We start from the raw sequence: 19,319 nt of genomic DNA, 5'->3' as shown, positions 1-19,319 counted from the left end.
AAGTATCCTAAAAAAGGAGTTGTTCAGATGGAAATCTTTAATAAAATCGCTCTATTTTTTGTAGTCTTATACTCTGTCATCATTATCTTAAATACTTATTTAGGAGAAACTGAACGGGTACAGTCTAATGTTATTTACTTTCTAATGAATGGATTCGCATATATTGTATCAGCAATGGATATTGAAAAAAGAAAAGTGGAGCTTTCAAAGTCATAATTAAGTTAATTAAACGTTTGATTAGTTTTTCTATTTCTTTTGAAAATCCTTTTAGTTAAAGGTGTCCCCCCATTTAATCAAACGTTTGATTAGTTTTTACTTCTGCCGGGTAACAATTTCTAACTACTACAGTCGTGGTTCATTAAAGGGTGTTCCAACTGACAATGTACTCAAAATTCTCGTTTGGGAGTTTTATAGTTGGATTTGCAACAGACCAACGTCCTTCAACATTTAATTCCTTACATGCTAATTCGAACTGACACATGGCAATTCCTATATCTAAAAGCTGCATATCATATCCCAATTTAGAACTGTAATTCGGTGTATGCTCAATGAAAAAATGACAAACCTTTCTATCGCGAGACAATAGCAGTCTCCAAGGCTGTTTATTGGAAGCAGATGGTCCAATCCTAACCATTTCAATTGGAATTTCAAGTAAACCTGCATTTTCTTTGTTCAATGGGACTTCAAATGTTGAATCGTAAAACAGTTGATCCCAAGGCTTCTTATTATCAGCTTTTACAACGTACCGGAGTGCCTTATCAAATACCCGTTGTTTTTGGTTCGGGTAGCCGATTGGTGTTATGCAGGGGATAAACACCCCATCCTCTAGCTGGATTTCCTGTTCAAAGGAATTTCGGTTGAACGTTCCTCCCATCCAGCAAGTACCGATTTCTAACCCCGTTAACCATACAACTAGTTTTTGAAAGGTGTACGCAAACTCAACGAGGCTGTATTTACAGTTTTGTGCCACACCTACTAAATATGCCTGTGGATTTTTAATAAATCCATATGTGCCCAGCTTAATGCCTTTATCACTTACGTTATTGGTTACTTGAATAAACTCCATTCTCCCCTTATTTCCGAATGGTCCAACTAAGTTCTCTTTATTACTTATGTATTCCTTTATTCTCTCAACAAGGGATTTATCAATATTTTTAGTTTCAAAGTTTCGAACGGATTGGCGTTTTTTCATGGTGTCTATGATCGACCTTTCAAAAATCATAGAATCCCCCTTTCTATAAACACATTTATTTGAGGAAATCTTTAATGGTATCCCACCCCTATTGTAACCTTTCACAATCATCAGCTACTAATAAAACATTGATTTTTATCCATTCGAAAAACGATGCACCTTTCATGATTATTGCTATTCGTTACCTTTAACCTGAATAATTGATGATTGAAGTAACGATTAGAAGGTAAAAATAAATCAGCAAAAAAAAGAGCGATTACTATTATTAGCAATCACTCTTTTCTAAGTATTTATGGGCCTAAATGGACTCGAACCATCGACCTCACGCTTATCAGGCGTGCGCTCTAACCAGCTGAGCTATAGGCCCTTAATTATTGGAGCGGGTGATGAGAATCGAACTCACAACATCAGCTTGGAAGGCTGAGGTTTTACCACTAAACTACACCCGCAAATAAAGAAAAAATGGCTGGGCTAGCTGGATTTGAACCAACGCATGTCGCAGTCAAAGTGCGATGCCTTACCGCTTGGCTATAGCCCAATATGTTAAATGGGGCGGCTGATGGGAATCGAACCCACGAATGCCTGAACCACAATCAGGTGCGTTAACCACTTCGCCACAACCGCCAAAATTATATAGTTGAGGTTTAAAAATTGTAAACCTAGTTAATTTAATTGGTTGCGGGGACAGGATTTGAACCTGCGACCTTCGGGTTATGAGCCCGACGAGCTACCAGACTGCTCCACCCCGCGGCAATATTAACGAAAATAAAATAATATTTATGGTGGAGGATGACGGGATCGAACCGCCGACCCTCTGCTTGTAAGGCAGATGCTCTCCCAGCTGAGCTAATCCTCCATAGTATGGAAAGTTATTTTTCGCTATCGCGATGGAACGTTATTTTCTCTATCGCGAATGGAAAATTATTTTTCGCTATCGCGAAAAAAATTCTGGTGACCCCTACGGGATTCGAACCCGTGTTACCTCCGTGAAAGGGAGGTGTCTTAACCACTTGACCAAGGGGCCATTCAAAAATTCACAAAATAAAAACCCCAAGGGGGCAATGCCTGGCAACGTCCTACTCTCACAGGGACAAAGTCCCAACTACCATCGGCGCTGAGAAGCTTAACTTCCGTGTTCGGTATGGGAACGGGTGTGACCTTCTCGCCATTGCTGCCAGACTATTTATTTTGAGGTTTCATTCCCTCAAAACTAGATAATTTCAGAAGAAGTTTGTAAAACGAGTTCACCTTTAAAAATTGGTTAAGTCCTCGAACGATTAGTATCAGTCAGCTCCACATGTTACCACGCTTCCACCTCTGACCTATCAACCTGATCATCTTTCAGGGTTCTTACTAGCTTGACGCTATGGGAAATCTCATCTTGAGGGGGGCTTCATGCTTAGATGCTTTCAGCACTTATCCCGTCCGCACATAGCTACCCAGCGATGCCTTTGGCAAGACAACTGGTACACCAGCGGTGCGTCCATCCCGGTCCTCTCGTACTAAGGACAGCTCCTCTCAAATTTCCTGCGCCCACGACGGATAGGGACCGAACTGTCTCACGACGTTCTGAACCCAGCTCGCGTACCGCTTTAATGGGCGAACAGCCCAACCCTTGGGACCGACTACAGCCCCAGGATGCGATGAGCCGACATCGAGGTGCCAAACCTCCCCGTCGATGTGGACTCTTGGGGGAGATAAGCCTGTTATCCCCGGGGTAGCTTTTATCCGTTGAGCGATGGCCCTTCCATGCGGAACCACCGGATCACTAAGCCCGACTTTCGTCCCTGCTCGACTTGTAGGTCTCGCAGTCAAGCTCCCTTGTGCCTTTACACTCTGCGAATGATTTCCAACCATTCTGAGGGAACCTTTGGGCGCCTCCGTTACTCTTTAGGAGGCGACCGCCCCAGTCAAACTGCCCACCTGACACTGTCTCCCACCCCGATAAGGGGTGAGGGTTAGAATTTCAATACAGCCAGGGTAGTATCCCACCGACGCCTCCACCGAAGCTGGCGCTCCGGTTTCTCAGGCTCCTACCTATCCTGTACAAGCTGTACCAAAATTCAATATCAGGCTACAGTAAAGCTCCACGGGGTCTTTCCGTCCTGTCGCGGGTAACCTGCATCTTCACAGGTACTATAATTTCACCGAGTCTCTCGTTGAGACAGTGCCCAGATCGTTACGCCTTTCGTGCGGGTCGGAACTTACCCGACAAGGAATTTCGCTACCTTAGGACCGTTATAGTTACGGCCGCCGTTTACTGGGGCTTCGATTCAGAGCTTCGCTTGCGCTAACCCCTCCTCTTAACCTTCCAGCACCGGGCAGGCGTCAGCCCCTATACTTCGCCTTGCGGCTTCGCAGAGACCTGTGTTTTTGCTAAACAGTCGCCTGGGCCTATTCACTGCGGCTCTTCGAGGCTATTCACCTCAAAAAGCACCCCTTCTCCCGAAGTTACGGGGTCATTTTGCCGAGTTCCTTAACGAGAGTTCTCTCGCTCACCTTAGGATTCTCTCCTCGCCTACCTGTGTCGGTTTGCGGTACGGGCACCTTTTATCTCGCTAGAGGCTTTTCTTGGCAGTGTGGAATCAGGAACTTCGGTACTATATTTCCCTCGGCATTACAGCTCAGCCTTAACGGTAAGCGGATTTTCCTACTTACCAGCCTAACTGCTTACACGCACATATCCAACAGTGCGCTTACCCTATCCTCCTGCGTCCCCCCATCACTCAAACGATAAAGAGGTGGTACAGGAATATCAACCTGTTGTCCATCGCCTACGCCTTTCGGCCTCGGCTTAGGTCCCGACTAACCCTGAGAGGACGAGCCTTCCTCAGGAAACCTTAGGCATACGGTGGATGGGATTCTCACCCATCTTTCGCTACTCATACCGGCATTCTCACTTCTAAGCGCTCCACCAGTCCTTACGGTCTAGCTTCAACGCCCTTAGAACGCTCTCCTACCACTGACACCATATGGTGTCAATCCACAGCTTCGGTGTTACGTTTAGCCCCGGTACATTTTCGGCGCAGAGTCACTCGACCAGTGAGCTATTACGCACTCTTTAAATGGTGGCTGCTTCTAAGCCAACATCCTGGTTGTCTAAGCAACTCCACATCCTTTTCCACTTAACGTAAACTTTGGGACCTTAGCTGGTGGTCTGGGCTGTTTCCCTTTTGACTACGGATCTTATCACTCGCAGTCTGACTCCCACGGATAAGTCTTTGGCATTCGGAGTTTGTCTGAATTCGGTAACCCGATGAGGGCCCCTAGTCCAAACAGTGCTCTACCTCCAAGACTCTTACAACGTGAGGCTAGCCCTAAAGCTATTTCGGAGAGAACCAGCTATCTCCAAGTTCGATTGGAATTTCTCCGCTACCCACACCTCATCCCCGCACTTTTCAACGTGCGTGGGTTCGGGCCTCCATCCAGTGTTACCTGGACTTCACCCTGGACATGGGTAGATCACCTGGTTTCGGGTCTACGACCACATACTCATACGCCCTATTCAGACTCGCTTTCGCTGCGGCTCCGTCTCTTCAACTTAACCTTGCATGGGATCGTAACTCGCCGGTTCATTCTACAAAAGGCACGCCATCACCCATAAACGGGCTCTGACTACTTGTAGGCACACGGTTTCAGGATCTCTTTCACTCCCCTTCCGGGGTGCTTTTCACCTTTCCCTCACGGTACTGGTTCACTATCGGTCACTAGGGAGTATTTAGCCTTGGGAGATGGTCCTCCCAGCTTCCGACCGGATTTCACGTGTCCGGCCGTACTCAGGATCCACTCAGGAGGGAACGAAGTTTCAACTACAGGGTTTTTACCTTCTATGACGGACCTTTCCAGATCGCTTCATCTACCCCGTTCCTTTGTAACTCCATGTTGAGTGTCCTACAACCCCAAGAGGCAAGCCTCTTGGTTTGGGCTATGTCCCGTTTCGCTCGCCGCTACTCAGGGAATCGCGTTTGCTTTCTCTTCCTCCGGGTACTTAGATGTTTCAGTTCCCCGGGTCTGCCTTCAATACCCTATGTATTCAGGTAAAGATACTGCTCCATTACGAGCAGTGGGTTCCCCCATTCGGAAATCTCCGGATCAAAGCTTACTTACAGCTCCCCGAAGCATATCGGTGTTAGTCCCGTCCTTCATCGGCTCCTAGTGCCAAGGCATCCACCGTGCGCCCTTTCTAACTTAACCTAAATGGTTATACTCTTATTAAAATAAGAGAGAAAAACTAATGTGGCGATTCTCGGTTTTACTTTGACTTCTTCTTACGATTATCTAGTTTTCAAGGAACGAGGCTACTGATTTCAATCACATCGTGATTAAACTTCAGAGCTTTACATCATGCTGCCTTGCGACGAGCTGAAGGATAACACCTTCGAATACGCTTTGGCGCAGGAGCAAATGTTTTATGAGAGAAATTGCACTCTCAAAACTAAACAAACAAGTAGCGGTCAACGTTTATCAGTCCACAAGGACTGCATATTCCTTAGAAAGGAGGTGATCCAGCCGCACCTTCCGATACGGCTACCTTGTTACGACTTCACCCCAATCATCTGTCCCACCTTAGGCGGCTGGCTCCTTGCGGTTACCCCACCGACTTCGGGTGTTACAAACTCTCGTGGTGTGACGGGCGGTGTGTACAAGGCCCGGGAACGTATTCACCGCGGCATGCTGATCCGCGATTACTAGCGATTCCGGCTTCATGTAGGCGAGTTGCAGCCTACAATCCGAACTGAGAATGGTTTTATGGGATTGGCTAAACCTCGCGGTCTTGCAGCCCTTTGTACCATCCATTGTAGCACGTGTGTAGCCCAGGTCATAAGGGGCATGATGATTTGACGTCATCCCCACCTTCCTCCGGTTTGTCACCGGCAGTCTCCTTAGAGTGCCCAACTGAATGCTGGCAACTAAGAACAAGGGTTGCGCTCGTTGCGGGACTTAACCCAACATCTCACGACACGAGCTGACGACAACCATGCACCACCTGTCACTCTGTCCCCCGAAGAGGAAATTCCTATCTCTAGGAGTGTCAGAGGATGTCAAGACCTGGTAAGGTTCTTCGCGTTGCTTCGAATTAAACCACATGCTCCACCGCTTGTGCGGGCCCCCGTCAATTCCTTTGAGTTTCAGCCTTGCGGCCGTACTCCCCAGGCGGAGTGCTTAATGCGTTAGCTGCAGCACTAAAGGGCGGAAACCCTCTAACACTTAGCACTCATCGTTTACGGCGTGGACTACCAGGGTATCTAATCCTGTTTGCTCCCCACGCTTTCGCGCCTCAGCGTCAGTTACAGACCAGAAAGCCGCCTTCGCCACTGGTGTTCCTCCACATCTCTACGCATTTCACCGCTACACGTGGAATTCCGCTTTCCTCTTCTGTACTCAAGTCCCCCAGTTTCCAATGACCCTCCACGGTTGAGCCGTGGGCTTTCACATCAGACTTAAAGGACCGCCTGCGCGCGCTTTACGCCCAATAATTCCGGACAACGCTTGCCACCTACGTATTACCGCGGCTGCTGGCACGTAGTTAGCCGTGGCTTTCTGGTTAGGTACCGTCAAGGTACCGGCAGTTACTCCGGTACTTGTTCTTCCCTAACAACAGAGCTTTACGACCCGAAGGCCTTCATCGCTCACGCGGCGTTGCTCCGTCAGACTTTCGTCCATTGCGGAAGATTCCCTACTGCTGCCTCCCGTAGGAGTCTGGGCCGTGTCTCAGTCCCAGTGTGGCCGATCACCCTCTCAGGTCGGCTACGCATCGTCGCCTTGGTGAGCCGTTACCTCACCAACTAGCTAATGCGCCGCGGGCCCATCTGTAAGTGTCAGCGTAAACCGACTTTCAGCTTTTCCTCATGAGAGGAAAAGGATTATCCGGTATTAGCTCCGGTTTCCCGAAGTTATCCCAGTCTTACAGGCAGGTTGCCCACGTGTTACTCACCCGTCCGCCGCTAACCATAAGGTGCAAGCACCTTAAGATTCGCTCGACTTGCATGTATTAGGCACGCCGCCAGCGTTCGTCCTGAGCCAGGATCAAACTCTCCAAGAAAGTTGATTTAGCTCATTTGTTACGTTGGCTAGTTTCTATAGAAGAAACTAATATTTTTTGTTGACGTTCTTGTTTGTTTAGTTTTCAAAGAACAATGTGTTTTTCACAACAGGATATCAGTATAACATTTCTTGTTGTTTCGTGTCAATAACTTTTTTAAAATATCTTTTTTTCGTAATCGACAACGTATATTATATTACATTATATCATTCAAAAAGTCAACCATTTTCTTTTCACTCATAAGGAAACACCTTGTTTTAAAATGTTTCCCCCGAGGGAATTACTATATTACTATTGTTTTAAAAAAGAGTCAACACTTTTATAACAATATTTTTATAGTATAGGCAAAGTGTTTTGGTTTAATCAAACGTTTGATTAGTTTTTTTATAAAAGTTTTTGTTGGTAATTAATCAAACGTTTGATTAGTTAAAATATCTTATGATCTCGAAGAATGTTTTTCAGATCATTAATATCTCTCTAATATCTTCTTCCGTTAGAGTAGAAGTTCCTTTATCTTTCGAATCGATAATTTCCTCTATTAATTCTCTTTTTTTCTCCTGAAGTTGATTCATTTTTTCTTCTATTGTACCTCGTGCAACCAATTTAATGACTTGCACGATATTGGTTTGCCCCATCCTGTGCGCCCGGTCTGCTGCTTGTTCCTCAACCGCTGGATTCCACCATAGATCATAGAGGATAACAGTGTCCGCACCGGTTAAATTCAGACCCGTTCCGCCTGCTTTTAAGGAAATAAGAAAAAGGTCACGCTCTCCTGAATTAAACCGATTTGTGAGTTCTAACCTTTCTTCTGATGGGGTTTGTCCATCAAGATAGAAATAAGGGATCCCTTGAAGCGTCATTTCCCTGCCGATTAACTGGAGCATTTTTGTGAACTGCGAAAATATCAAAACTCTCCTTCCAGCCTGCCTGGATTCCTCTAAGATTCTTAGCAGCTGTTCGAATTTAGCAGAACTCCCTTTATATCCATCAATAAACAACGATGGATGGCAGCAGATTTGCCTGAGTCTGGTCAGACCAGCGAGAATTTTAATTTTATTTTTTCTAAGGGTGTCTTTATCCAAATGCTTTAGCGTGTCATGTCTTAGTTTTGCTAAATAAGCTCCATAGAGTTTTTTCTGTTCTGGCAGTAACTCCACTAAATCGACAGACTCTATTTTTTCAGGAAGTTCTGAGAGAACATCTTCCTTTACCCTTCGAAGTAAAAACGGACGGACTCTTCTCGCAATCTGCTTTCTCGTTAAGTGACTAAAATCCCTAAGCCCTTGAAATAGTTCTGGGAAAACAACATGAAAAATCGACCACAGCTCCTCAGTTGAGTTTTCTACAGGGGTACCAGTTAGAGCAAAACGGTGATCCGCCTTGATTCTTTTTACAGTTCTAGCGGTTTGCGTTATAGGGTTTTTAAATGCCTGAGCTTCATCAAAAAACACCGTATGAAAAGTTTGCTTCTCGTACCAGAGTATATCCTTACGCAGCAAAGGATATGAAGTTATCACAATGTCTGAATCAAAAATTTGTTTTTGTTTAGCTGTCCGTTCTGATTTATTTCCATCTAATATGACAGCATGCACTCCTGGGGCAAACTTCTTAAATTCGCTAAGCCAGTTATAGGTTAATGATGCAGGACAGACAACCAATATCGGCAGATTTTTTTTGCGAACGTGAGGAAGTTCTGAAAGAATATAGGTAATACTTTGAAGTGTTTTCCCTAGTCCCATATCATCTGCAAGAATTCCTCCAAATCCATAACTGGCCAGAGTTTTCAACCATTTATAGCCATGAACTTGATAGTCCCGCAAAATGGGTGCTACCAAATTAGGCACCTCAAACTGCATACTATTGGGATTTTGAATGGTATCTAAAAACTGACGGAACGATTCCTCAAGTGTAAATGTAGAGTTATCTTCAACAGAGTCAAGCAGCTTTAATCCCCGAAGTATGGGTACATTCAACCCTGCTTCAAGATCCTCCGCCTGTACAGGTGCTGCTTGTAAAAAGCGTTGAATTTCTTCAAATTCTCTGGTTTCTAATGAGAGCAGCGCCCCATTCCACAATCGATAATATTTTCTTTTTTCCTCAAGCGCGGATAAAACCTCTTTTATCTGTTTCTCCGGGATTCCATCCATATCAAATTTAAATTCCAGCCAATTTGTTCGCTCTTTGATTACCTTTACTCTAATCCTTGGAATGGTATTTTCTTTAAAAATCCGGTTCCTGACAGCGGTTGTTGCATAAATTTGGACAAGCTTTTGCAACTTAGGAACAACATGATATAAAAACTCATACTCCAACTCTTCATTATGCAAGTAATAGCCACTATCGGTGGTAGCAAATGAGCTTTCTTCCATCAGTTGGATGATTTGATTTTCCTTCTCTAAATCCCTTATTAGTACGAGGCCGTTCTGCAATTCTCGGGGGATATCTAACGGGTTAATCACGATATTTCCGTAATGAAACTCCAAGCCCGCCAGCAGGCGATTTTTTAACCGATCCAAATAAAGTTTGGCGACCAAAGGCATTTCCCTATAGGCGCGCGTTAAATTGGGAGGCAGTTCAACCTTACCAAGTCTTTTTAAACCCGGAACCACATTTTCTACAAAAGGGTCCATTTGTTCTTGTGGGATCTCAATTTGATTTGTTTTTGAAGCTTCGAGCATTTCTTTAAGGTTGGCCAATCGTTTGCTGTCATTTTCTTCAAGCCTAATGAATTTACCTTTATATAGAACAAAGTGGTAAGAATCCAATACAGTTAAATGATTCAATCCCTTTATTCTGAGATAGCAGACACCTCCCACTGAGGACGTAAAAACAAACTGTAGAGGCAGCATTTTTTCCATTAGAACAAGACCTTCATATGTTTCCCCATCATTTTCAACTTTCACTAGTGGAGCTTTTATAAGTAAAGGTAAAAGTTGTTCAAAGGATGAGGGCGGTACGAGCAAAAGATCTGAGGAGGATGATTCTTTTAAGCTGTCAGCCATTGCATTCACGTATGATTTTTCATCTTGAAGCATAAGAAATAGCTGCTGAATGACATCATCTGTCTCCTTATTAAAGCAATGAAGACTTGTATCAAAGATTAATGTATCGGATAGTGCACTCGGAAGCCCTTCTTTTAGCTGAGAAAGAAACTGGCGGATGTTTGTTATTTTTTTGTCTTCAATCTCCATTTCTATCCCTAACAGCTTCCTACCCTTTTCGATATCCACAGGTTTACATCGAAATTTCACTCGTAAAACCTGTCTATTCTCAAAATGAAGCTGATGTCTGCTTGGCCTTTTGGGTTGATTTGCGAAAAGAGTGAGCAATCCTTTTGTCAGTGCCTGACTTGTTGAAGGATCAACATGTTCATCACTTCGGACTTTAGGTACTGTTCCTTGCTGTTGATGTTCATAAATAGCTAGTAAAACAGCTGCAATATGCTGACATTCGGTTTTTACGGAAGCAAGGGTTGGGCAGCTGCATGTTGTCCGAATGTCCCCGCTCTCTTCTTTATTTATAGTGACATAGAAGTCTTCTGAACCTTTAACAGTAGCCTCACAACGATTATTGCTTACATAATCAAACGAAACTTTCCCCGCTCTATAAAAAGAATCCCCTCGTTTAAAGGAGACAGTTCCGCACATTTCTTTTATCTGTTTCTGACTTAAAGTAAGATTCACATGTCCCGCTCCTCTCCAAGGTTTACTTATATAAAAAAGTGTAAGACATTCACTTCCACTGTCCATTCCACACGGACAGTGTCCACGAGCGGTGCCTGTCACCCATACTGTTTCATCACACTGTTTATCATTATAACAAATCTTTTTGTAATTATTATAGTGATTGACGACAGAAGGCTGCTGGTTTATCGTTGTGTATGGATGGGGGATGAGTAGGATGGCGAGGTTATATGGGGCTTTATTTACTCTTAGTTTTATTTGGGGATTGTCCTTTTTATTTATTAAGCTTTTAGTTGTGCCACTCGGAGCTTGGGGAGTCGTTTTTGGACGATGTTTATTTGGAACGGTTATTCTTTTGTTAATTATTGCCTTTCGAAAGGAATGGAAGGGACTTAAAGGGTTACCGGTGGGAATGATTATTCTAGTTTCACTTTTAAATAATGCTATTCCTTGGTACTTAATTGCGCTAAGTGAGACGAAAATTACTAGCAGCTATGCTTCTTTGATAAATGCTACAACACCGATTTGGACACTGATTATAGGATTTCTATTCTTTCATAATAAATTACGGTTATTTCAGTGGTTAGGAATTGCACTAGGTTTTTTTGGAATTATCATACTGTCTGGTGTTGATGCAACGAATATTAAGGATCAGTCCATTGTTGGTTTATTCACGATGGTTGGCGCTACTCTATGTTACGGTTCTTCAACACATCTTACGAAGAAATACTTATCAACCGTTAGTATTACTATGATTTCCTTTAGCACATTGTTAGTTTCAGCAATTATTAGTTTTATTATGGTACTAATCACAGATGGGACCATTATTACAATGTTACTTGAACCTTCTATTTTCGGTTCATTAATTGGTCTTGGTGTTTTCGGATCTGGCATAGCCTATCTCTTGTATTATTATTGTATTCAAAAAGGAAGCCCCGAATTTGCATCCTTAGTCACATATCTTGTACCAATATCCGCTTTGCTCTGGGGTGCAATTGTTCTTAACGAAGACATACACTTATCAATGATCACTGGGTTTATTTTAATTTTAGGAGGAGTGTACGTATCTTCTAAAAAGCCAAAAGAAAAGAATATTAGAATGAGCAAAACTGCATAGTAATGTACTCTAGAATAGTAAAAAACCTAATCTCGCTAATAAGGGATTAGGTTTTTGTGTATTCATTCCACCTATTTCAATCTTATTTGATTACCTGACGGATCACTTGTTACATAATAATCTGCTTCTTTTTCGACACTTGCACCTAGTTGGTTCAGGCGTTCAATTGCTGATTCTCTCGCCCCTTCGTCCGGAAAAACGAGGGTATACCAATTTAGTCCGACACTATTTTTGGGTGGAGTTTTGGCCCCTATTCCCTGCCACGTATTAATAGCAATATGATGGTGATAACCTCCTGTTGATAAAAAGACCGCCTGTGGATAATAACTTACAATATTAAATCCAAGGCCCTTTGTGTAAAACTCTTCTGCCTTCTGCAAATCTCCCACGTGAAGGTGAATATGCCCCATAATCGTTCCAGACGGCAATCCTGTCCATTCAGCGTCACTTTCCGCAAGGATACTATTCCCATCTAGTTCCACTGTTGCCATGTCCACCAATCCGTTTTTCCATGTCCACTCGTTTGAAGGGCGATCTCGGTATACTTCTATCCCGTTACCATCCGGATCCGTAATATAAAGTGCTTCACTTACATAATGATCCGCTGCACCGAGCCCATATCCTGTACCAAGAAAATGACGTAAAAACACAGATAAATCAGCACGGCTTGGAAGGAGAATAGCAAAGTGATAAAGTCCTGACATGTGTTCTTCCTTAGCTATCACATTTTCAGGCTGTTCTAACATTACTAACGGTGTTTTCCCATCAGTAGTTAGAACGGCCTTCTTATCCGTCTTCTCTAGTACCTTAAATCCCATAATATTTTGATAAAAAGTTAGTGCATTGTCTAAATCTTTCACTTTAATATTGACTTCACTTGCATAGATATTTGGACTCTGATGAAAACCTTCCATTGTCTTATCCCCTCCATCACACTGTAATACTATTATTCATTAACTCAAAAAAGAAATTCATTATTAATACTTATATTAGAGATGTTCCTTTATTTATTGCAAAATAAACGCACATTAAAAAATAACTAAAGGATTCCGTTTTCGGGTGCATTCTTAATAATCAAGAGGGTCCTCATTTATCGGTTGGGGGGATCAAGTTAAGCACCCGAGCTGATAAATAGGCGGGGAAATTCCGCTTAATAAGTAAAAAAAATTAAAAAAGGCCTTAATAGACGGAGAGATTCCGCCTATTGACTCAAAAAATTCGAAAATGGGTGATTTTGCTTTGCATAAGCGGAAAACCTCCGCTTATTAACCCCGAAACGAGCTCCATTTTGCATTTAACCGGAAAATCTCCGCTTATTTACTTTTGCTGGTTACCCGGCACATATTTTAAAAAAGCACCTCAGAACTTAACCCTTAAAAAACAACTATATGTTTATTTCGTCAAAAATTTGGTTTTTGTGACAGTGATAGCAGCAATTTACAAATTATTAAAATAATTAAAGTTTTCTTAACAAATCTTTACACTACCTTAATTAACATTGGGTTTTGGACTGCCTATAATCTAGGAGAAAGATATTTAATCAGCTAAAAGAGGAGAATGATTATATGGATCGCCGTTTATTTTTAACCTATGTTGGAAGTGGTACTGCCGCACTCGTTGCAGCTTCATCAGGAATTGGGGCTTTAACTGGAAACGCAATGACTGGAAACCACTTAATGAATGGACAGCCTTCTGGAAAGGGTAAATCACTTACTGCGCCGTTCCAACCAGTTAGCCGTACATGGGAAAACGATATGGTACTGCCTAACGGATACAACTATTCTATTATTGCTTCTTATGGAGATAAGATAAATTCTAAGGGTGAAATATTTGGGGATGCAGCTGACCTAACTGTTTACTTTCCAATAGATAGCTTACAAGGCGGAAACAATTCCGAAGAAGGCTTGATCTGGGTAAATCACGAGTTCCCTGAACCAGGAAACTATATGAAGATGTTAGGAATCAATGAAGCTACTTTTAAAAAGGAAAATCTAGCAAACTATCCTGAGCTTCTAAAGATGGAAAAAGAAGCAGTCGGCGGTTCTGTCATCCACGTTAAGAAAGAAAAAGATGGATGGAAGCTTGTGTTAGATGATGTATATAATCGCCGTGTCGATGGTACAACTCAAATCGAATTAACCGGTCCTGCACGTGGCAGTAAAGCTGTAAATGGCGCTACTAGCGTAGTTGGCTCCCTTGGTAACTGCAGTGGCGGACGTACACTTTGGAATACCGCCCTATCTTGTGAAGAAAATACCGAATATGGCGATGATTATGGATGGCCTAATTTCGATGATAGTCATTACGGCTGGGTTGTTGAGGTAGATCCGTTTGATCCAAAAAAACCTGTCCGCAAACACACTGCCCTCGGTCGCTTTGCTCATGAAAATACAGCAATGGGCTTAACAAATGACGGCAGAGTAGTTGTTTATATGGGCGATGATAAGAGTGACGCATGTTTCTATAAATTCATTAGCAGCAAGAAATTTAACCCTGCCAATCGTGAAGCAAACTTCGATATCTTGGAAAGCGGAACATTATATGTGGCAAGTATGAGCCAGCAAAAATGGATTGCTCTTGATTATGCAACAAATTCTAAATTGCAAGAGAAATATACCGACCAAGCTGCTGTACTAACTAATGCACGTGAAGCTGGTATTTTAGTTGGCGGAACAAAATTAGACCGTCCAGAAGACGTAGAAATTCACCCTCATGATGGTACTGTTTTCTTAGCATTAACTAACAATACTGGTCACGGAAATTTCCATGGTCAAATTGTTCGCTTTGCTCCAGCTAATGGTGATCATGCTAGTGAATCATTCACGTTTGAAGTATTTGTTGCCGGCGGTCAGCAAAGCGGGATTACTTGCCCAGATAACTTGCATTTTGACAGCAAAGGTAACCTTTGGGTTGTAGAAGATTACTTTGCAACCGAAACGAATCAGTATGCTGCTTATAAAAACTGTGGAGTATTCATGATTCCAACTGATGGAAAGAACTACGGAGAACCTTTCCAATTTGCTTCAGGTCCAAAAGGCTGTGAAGTAACAGGTCCATGGTTAACTCCAGATGAAAAGACATTATTCTTAGATGTGCAGCACCCAGAGACATGGAATCCATACCCTGGTCAAACTTTCGGACGTTCTTGTTTAATAGCGGTACAGGGTGGAAGCTTTAAATAATCAAGTGGAAGGGGCACTTTTCATCATGTTTGTTTGTACAAACCACGTCAAGGATGCCTTGGAGCTTATGTATGTTCCTCATATAAAATTAATTTCAGAGGAAGAAAGTTTTCGTTGTCATCTTTGTAAAAACAAAGCTAAGTATAAGCTATTCCAATATTGCTATCAGCGTAATCAGACCAAAAAAGCTATCTAAAGGAGGGTACAACAATTATGCTTCAGAACATAGGCATTCCAGGTTTAATTCTTGTTTTAGTCATTGCGTTAATCATTTTCGGACCTTCAAAGTTACCAGAATTAGGACGTGCTGTGGGATCCACTTTAAAGGAATTTAAAAAGTCGACACGTGAATTGGTTTCCGATGAAGACTCTAGTAAAGTACAGCCTAAAAAAGAGGAAAAGACTATTTAACACTTATTTCGGGAAGATGCAGGCAGAATATGGTGCTTGCGTCTTCTTTTTCTAAGGAGGATTTTGGATGTCTAATCATGACATGGCTTTGATTGGCCATTTTGAAGAATTACGGAAACGACTGATCATCATACTTGGCGCCTTTTTGGTTTTATTTATTGCAGCCTTTGTCTATGTTCAAGATATTTATCAATGGCTGGTTCAGGACTTAGAGGTACAACTGGCTATTTTAGGGCCAAGCGATATTTTATGGGTATATCTGATGCTAGCCTGTGTGGTTTCCATTTCAGGGACGATACCTATAGCAGCCTATCAAATTTGGCTTTTTGTTCGTCCAGCCTTGAAAGATAGTGAGCGAAAAGTAACATTAGCTTATATACCGTCATTATTCCTTTTATTTATTCTTGGAATTAGTTTCGGATACTTTATCATTTTCCCGATTGTTTTTCAGTTCCTTCTCTCCATGTCAGAGGGTATGTTTATGACCTTTTTCACAACAGAAAAGTATTTTAAGTTTCTACTGCATATGACCCTGCCCTTTGGATTTTTATTCGAACTTCCAGTGGTGATTATGTTTTTAACTAGTCTTGGAGTATTAAATCCATACCGATTACAAAAAATTCGCAAGTACTCCTACTTTGTTCTCATCGTAACTGCGGTTTTAATCACTCCGCCGGATTTCCTATCTGATATTTTGGTAGTTATCCCGCTTATCTTTTTATATGAGTGCAGTGTATTATTATCAAAAGTAGTCTATAAGCGAAAACAAAAATTAAACTTGGCACCACAATAATTGTAAAAAAGACTTTGGGATCGCACTTCCCCAAAGTCTTTTTCTATTCTTAGATATGCGGCCAGCCTTCTTGATCCCAATACAATGGTTTAATCCGCAGCGTTGGCTTTCCTTTTTTCAGGGCATCATAAGCGTGGTTGACTAGAAGGGACGATTCGCCTGAAAAATAAACCGCACAATGCCCAGGACCTATCCATCTATCATCACCTGCGTCAATTAAGGTTCCTCCTCCCTCCATCATCGACACCCCATCTCGATCAAAATAAGGCCCTGTTATATTCTTTGATCGGCCCACAACAATTTTATAGGTACTTTCAATTCCACGGCAGCAAAAATCAAAAGATACAAACTGATAATAATAGCCGTTACGATAGACAATGAAAGGCGCTTCAATCGTATTTGGCTGTTCCGTTCTGCTTGAAATCGACAATAACTTCGCACCCTCAGCAAGCTTCATCGTTACAGGGTCCAATTGAATGAGCTTGATTCCGGACCAGAATGAACCAAAATTCAACCATGGCACACCTTCTTGGTCGAAAATCAAATTAGCATCAATCGCATTGTAGTTGTCAGTCTCACTTGAATGGATAACATATCCCTTGTCTACCCATTTATAATCCGGATTTTCAGGGTTAAGCGTGGTATTGGTTACTAATCCGATAGCGGAAGTATTCTTACCAAAGGTAGACACAGAATAGTAGATATAATACGTTCCATCGTGGAAATATATATCTGGTGCCCAAATACTTTCTTCCTCTTTCTCAGGTACATACTGTTTAGACCACTCGGGTAATGTAGGGAATATTTGTCCTGCCTGCTTCCAGTTAACCCCATCTTCAGACGTTTTTATTTGAATTCCATTTCCAGTATGAAAAATATACCAGCGAGAACCGTCCTTCGCTATAACCGGATCGTGGGCCCATAAATCACCTTTTAGGTCCCAATCGATTTCGTAAAAATTTACGTTATCAAAGCCTTTTATGTTATTCATATTTTAATCCTCCAATTGTTTGAATTCTCGAGACTTTACAGCTCTTGCTTATAAGTGATAAATAAAACGTTCTCCTGGTGCCATCATATGAAACTTTTGATTTGGATAACGAGTAAACAAGTAATCTACAAAATAAGCAGGATTATCCCGATTATTCGGAAACAAATCATAATGAATCGGAATAATAAGATCAGCACCGACAGCAATTGAAAATTCCACAGCTTCACGGAAGCTCATGTTTCCAACGATCTCTCGTGATGAACGGAAATAATCCCCGCCATTAATCGGCAGGAATACAACATGAGGTTTGAAGTCTTTTACCTTTTCTATCAATTCCGGGGTCACAATTGTGTCACCACTATGGAACAGGCGAACACCATTTACCTCTAGACAATAACCTAAATACAGATGATTACCCTTTAAATCGATTTGATAACTAGTATGTGCTGCTGGAACAGGTGTAATTTTAAAACCTTTTATCTGAAAAGATTCATTTGCTTTTGCACCTACTATGTTCTTGTTGCCTGTTTCCGACCGCACCATCGATACGAGTGGAGCGGGAACTACAAAAATAGGATTCTCACTATTTTGCCCGACTTCCCTTAACGTGGCGAAATCCAGATGGTCATCATGTTCGTGAGTAATTAAAATAGCGTCTGCGTTCTCCAGCATAACCGGAGAGAGAACAGGGTGATAAGCCCGCTTAAATTCTGTTTCAGGATTTACTTGTTCAATGCTATTTGATAGATATGGATCGATACAAATAAATCCATCTTCCTCGTGCCCTTTAATCAAGATTCCTGCCTGCCCTAAATTCCAAAACGAAATAGCGTCATCATGAATACGCGTGTCATTAATTTCTATTAGTAAAGGACTCCCATGTTTATAAACCATCATTTATAATACTCACCCGCTTTTCTTAAAAAAATTATCTCAATGGTGCGAAGTGTTTTACTTCTTCTAGTATTGAATCTACGGCTTGTAAAACATGTTGATCCAATCGGATATCCACCGCTATTACATTTTCTTCAATTTGCTCTGTCCTGCTCGCTCCAATAATTGCCGAGCTGATGGCTGGGTGACGGAGAGTCCATGCCAATGCTAACTGACTTAAAGTAACCCCAAGTTCAGAAGCTAAATCTTCTAATTTCTGTACCACTGTCAGGACATCTTCCCGTAAATAGCTATTGATAACAAAGTTTGTTGCATCATTCGCACCCCTGCTATTAACCGGTTTTTCAGTATGAGGTTTATATTTACCTGTTAAGACTCCCTGCGCTAACGGGGAGAAAACGATTTGTCCAATCCCATTTTCTGTCGATACAGGCAGGACTTCATCCTCAATATATCTTTCAAACATATTATAAATAGGTTGATTAGAAATAATCGGTCTTAATCGATAATCCTTGCCTATCCCAACCGCTTTTTCGATTTGGGCAGCGCTCCATTCGCTCACACCTGCATAAAGGATCTTCCCTTGCCTAATCAAATCATCAAGAGCAAACAAAGTCTCCTCCATCGGTACCTCTGGGTCATAGCGGTGACATTGATAGAGGTCAATATAATCCAAACCCAACCGTTTTAAACTAGCGTCACACTGTTCGACAATATGTTTTCTTGAAAGCCCGCGCTCATTCGGCCCTGTACCCATTGGGAAAAATAGCTTCGTTGCTACAACATATGAACTTCTAGGATATTCTTTTAACGCCTCACCCAATACCTCTTCTGCCTTTCCACCTTCATAGGCGTTGGCTGTATCAAAGAAGTTAATACCCAGTTCATATGCTTTATGAATACAATCATGCGCTGTCTGAGTATTTACCGACTTTCCATAGGTAAGCCAGCTGCCTAATCCAATTTCACTTACTTTTAATCCACTGTTTCCAAGTCTACGATATTTCATTTAA

General features: G+C 42.1%; 11 protein-coding genes, 7 tRNA genes and 3 rRNA genes. 5 read left to right on the top strand and 16 right to left on the bottom strand.

Annotated features, from left to right (window positions below):
• Positions 1 to 27 precede the first annotated feature (27 nt).
• On the top strand, positions 28 to 216 hold the full coding sequence (locus tag QFZ28_RS25110) for a hypothetical protein (RefSeq protein WP_307197353.1): 189 nt from the start codon (positions 28 to 30) through the stop codon (positions 214 to 216).
• 142 nt (positions 217 to 358) lie between these two features.
• Here QFZ28_RS25110 and QFZ28_RS25105 read toward each other — a convergent pair whose 3' ends face one another.
• The 12 genes from QFZ28_RS25105 to QFZ28_RS25050 all read right to left on the bottom strand — a co-directional run bounded on the left by QFZ28_RS25105 (position 359) and on the right by QFZ28_RS25050 (position 10,918).
• A complete protein-coding gene (locus QFZ28_RS25105; protein ID WP_307197352.1) occupies positions 359 to 1,222 on the bottom strand; it encodes a nitroreductase family protein in 864 nt (287 codons plus the stop codon).
• A 263-nt stretch (positions 1,223 to 1,485) separates the two neighbouring features.
• Positions 1,486 to 1,559: transfer RNA gene (locus QFZ28_RS25100), tRNA-Ile, on the bottom strand.
• Positions 1,560 to 1,567: 8 nt separating this feature from the next.
• Positions 1,568 to 1,641, bottom strand: a tRNA-Gly gene (locus QFZ28_RS25095).
• 14 nt (positions 1,642 to 1,655) lie between these two features.
• A tRNA-Gln gene (locus tag QFZ28_RS25090) sits at positions 1,656 to 1,730 on the bottom strand.
• A gap of 10 nt (positions 1,731 to 1,740) precedes the next feature.
• Positions 1,741 to 1,816 (bottom strand) — tRNA-His (locus tag QFZ28_RS25085).
• A gap of 49 nt (positions 1,817 to 1,865) precedes the next feature.
• Positions 1,866 to 1,942 (bottom strand) — tRNA-Met (locus tag QFZ28_RS25080).
• Positions 1,943 to 1,972: 30 nt separating this feature from the next.
• A tRNA-Val gene (locus QFZ28_RS25075) sits at positions 1,973 to 2,048 on the bottom strand.
• 93 nt (positions 2,049 to 2,141) lie between these two features.
• A tRNA-Glu gene (locus QFZ28_RS25070) sits at positions 2,142 to 2,216 on the bottom strand.
• A gap of 39 nt (positions 2,217 to 2,255) precedes the next feature.
• Positions 2,256 to 2,371: ribosomal RNA gene (gene rrf, locus QFZ28_RS25065) — 5S ribosomal RNA — on the bottom strand.
• Positions 2,372 to 2,449: 78 nt separating this feature from the next.
• Positions 2,450 to 5,386, bottom strand: a 23S ribosomal RNA gene (locus tag QFZ28_RS25060).
• A gap of 299 nt (positions 5,387 to 5,685) precedes the next feature.
• Positions 5,686 to 7,235: ribosomal RNA gene (locus QFZ28_RS25055) — 16S ribosomal RNA — on the bottom strand.
• The 16S, 23S and 5S rRNA genes sit together here with 7 tRNA genes alongside, the layout of an rRNA operon.
• 458 nt (positions 7,236 to 7,693) lie before the next feature.
• Positions 7,694 to 10,918: a DEAD/DEAH box helicase gene (locus QFZ28_RS25050; RefSeq protein WP_307197351.1), complete on the bottom strand. Its 3,225-nt coding sequence runs from the start codon at positions 10,916 to 10,918 to the stop codon at positions 7,694 to 7,696.
• Positions 10,919 to 11,135: 217 nt separating this feature from the next.
• On the opposite strand from QFZ28_RS25050, the gene QFZ28_RS25045 reads away from it, so the two are divergent.
• Positions 11,136 to 12,035: a DMT family transporter gene (locus QFZ28_RS25045; RefSeq protein ID WP_307197350.1), complete on the top strand. Its 900-nt coding sequence runs from the start codon at positions 11,136 to 11,138 to the stop codon at positions 12,033 to 12,035.
• Between the two features lie 71 nt (positions 12,036 to 12,106).
• On the opposite strand, the gene QFZ28_RS25040 is transcribed toward QFZ28_RS25045, so the two are convergent.
• Entirely contained in the window at positions 12,107 to 12,949 is an 843-nt protein-coding gene (locus QFZ28_RS25040) for a VOC family protein (RefSeq protein WP_307197349.1), read from the bottom strand.
• A gap of 651 nt (positions 12,950 to 13,600) precedes the next feature.
• On the opposite strand from QFZ28_RS25040, the gene QFZ28_RS25035 reads away from it, so the two are divergent.
• The 3 genes from QFZ28_RS25035 to tatC all read left to right on the top strand — a co-directional run bounded on the left by QFZ28_RS25035 (position 13,601) and on the right by tatC (position 16,421).
• Complete coding sequence (locus QFZ28_RS25035; protein ID WP_307197348.1) at positions 13,601 to 15,217, top strand: PhoX family protein; 1,617 nt, start codon at positions 13,601 to 13,603, stop codon at positions 15,215 to 15,217.
• A gap of 213 nt (positions 15,218 to 15,430) precedes the next feature.
• Positions 15,431 to 15,628 (top strand): twin-arginine translocase TatA/TatE family subunit, encoded by a 198-nt coding sequence (locus QFZ28_RS25030; RefSeq protein WP_307197347.1) that lies wholly within the window; start codon positions 15,431 to 15,433, stop codon positions 15,626 to 15,628.
• 67 nt (positions 15,629 to 15,695) lie between these two features.
• Positions 15,696 to 16,421 (top strand): twin-arginine translocase subunit TatC, encoded by a 726-nt coding sequence (gene tatC / locus QFZ28_RS25025; RefSeq protein WP_307197346.1) that lies wholly within the window; start codon positions 15,696 to 15,698, stop codon positions 16,419 to 16,421.
• A 49-nt stretch (positions 16,422 to 16,470) separates the two neighbouring features.
• Here tatC and QFZ28_RS25020 read toward each other — a convergent pair whose 3' ends face one another.
• The 3 genes from QFZ28_RS25020 to QFZ28_RS25010 are packed head-to-tail and all read right to left on the bottom strand — an operon-like array spanning position 16,471 to position 19,315.
• Positions 16,471 to 17,412 carry a family 43 glycosylhydrolase gene (locus tag QFZ28_RS25020; RefSeq protein ID WP_307197345.1) on the bottom strand — a complete coding sequence of 314 codons (942 nt, stop codon included), beginning with the start codon at positions 17,410 to 17,412 and terminating at the stop codon, positions 16,471 to 16,473.
• 48 nt (positions 17,413 to 17,460) lie between these two features.
• Positions 17,461 to 18,309, bottom strand: coding sequence for an MBL fold metallo-hydrolase (locus QFZ28_RS25015; protein ID WP_307197344.1), 849 nt, complete (start codon positions 18,307 to 18,309; stop codon positions 17,461 to 17,463).
• A 31-nt stretch (positions 18,310 to 18,340) separates the two neighbouring features.
• Positions 18,341 to 19,315 carry an aldo/keto reductase family protein gene (locus QFZ28_RS25010; RefSeq protein ID WP_307197343.1) on the bottom strand — a complete coding sequence of 325 codons (975 nt, stop codon included), beginning with the start codon at positions 19,313 to 19,315 and terminating at the stop codon, positions 18,341 to 18,343.
• Between the last annotated feature and the right edge of the window lie 4 nt (positions 19,316 to 19,319).

The sequence above is a fragment of the Neobacillus niacini genome (assembly GCF_030817695.1).
Classification (GTDB): domain Bacteria; phylum Bacillota; class Bacilli; order Bacillales; family Cytobacillaceae; genus Neobacillus; species Neobacillus niacini_F.
Note: the sequence above shows the minus strand (reverse complement) of the source record. Positions and strands in the feature narration are given on the sequence as shown.

Excerpts from the sequence above, each read along its gene's own strand:
- QFZ28_RS25110 (WP_307197353.1), top strand. The coding sequence starts at position 28 with ATGGAAATCTTTAATAAAATCGCTCTATTTTTTGTAGTCTTATACTCT.
- QFZ28_RS25105 (WP_307197352.1), bottom strand. The coding sequence starts at position 1,222 with ATGATTTTTGAAAGGTCGATCATAGACACCATGAAAAAACGCCAATCC.
- QFZ28_RS25045 (WP_307197350.1), top strand. The coding sequence starts at position 11,136 with ATGGCGAGGTTATATGGGGCTTTATTTACTCTTAGTTTTATTTGGGGA.
- QFZ28_RS25040 (WP_307197349.1), bottom strand. The coding sequence starts at position 12,949 with ATGGAAGGTTTTCATCAGAGTCCAAATATCTATGCAAGTGAAGTCAAT.
- QFZ28_RS25035 (WP_307197348.1), top strand. The coding sequence starts at position 13,601 with ATGGATCGCCGTTTATTTTTAACCTATGTTGGAAGTGGTACTGCCGCA.
- QFZ28_RS25030 (WP_307197347.1), top strand. The coding sequence starts at position 15,431 with ATGCTTCAGAACATAGGCATTCCAGGTTTAATTCTTGTTTTAGTCATT.
- tatC (WP_307197346.1), top strand. The coding sequence starts at position 15,696 with ATGTCTAATCATGACATGGCTTTGATTGGCCATTTTGAAGAATTACGG.
- QFZ28_RS25020 (WP_307197345.1), bottom strand. The coding sequence starts at position 17,412 with ATGAATAACATAAAAGGCTTTGATAACGTAAATTTTTACGAAATCGAT.
- QFZ28_RS25015 (WP_307197344.1), bottom strand. The coding sequence starts at position 18,309 with ATGATGGTTTATAAACATGGGAGTCCTTTACTAATAGAAATTAATGAC.
- QFZ28_RS25010 (WP_307197343.1), bottom strand. The coding sequence starts at position 19,315 with ATGAAATATCGTAGACTTGGAAACAGTGGATTAAAAGTAAGTGAAATT.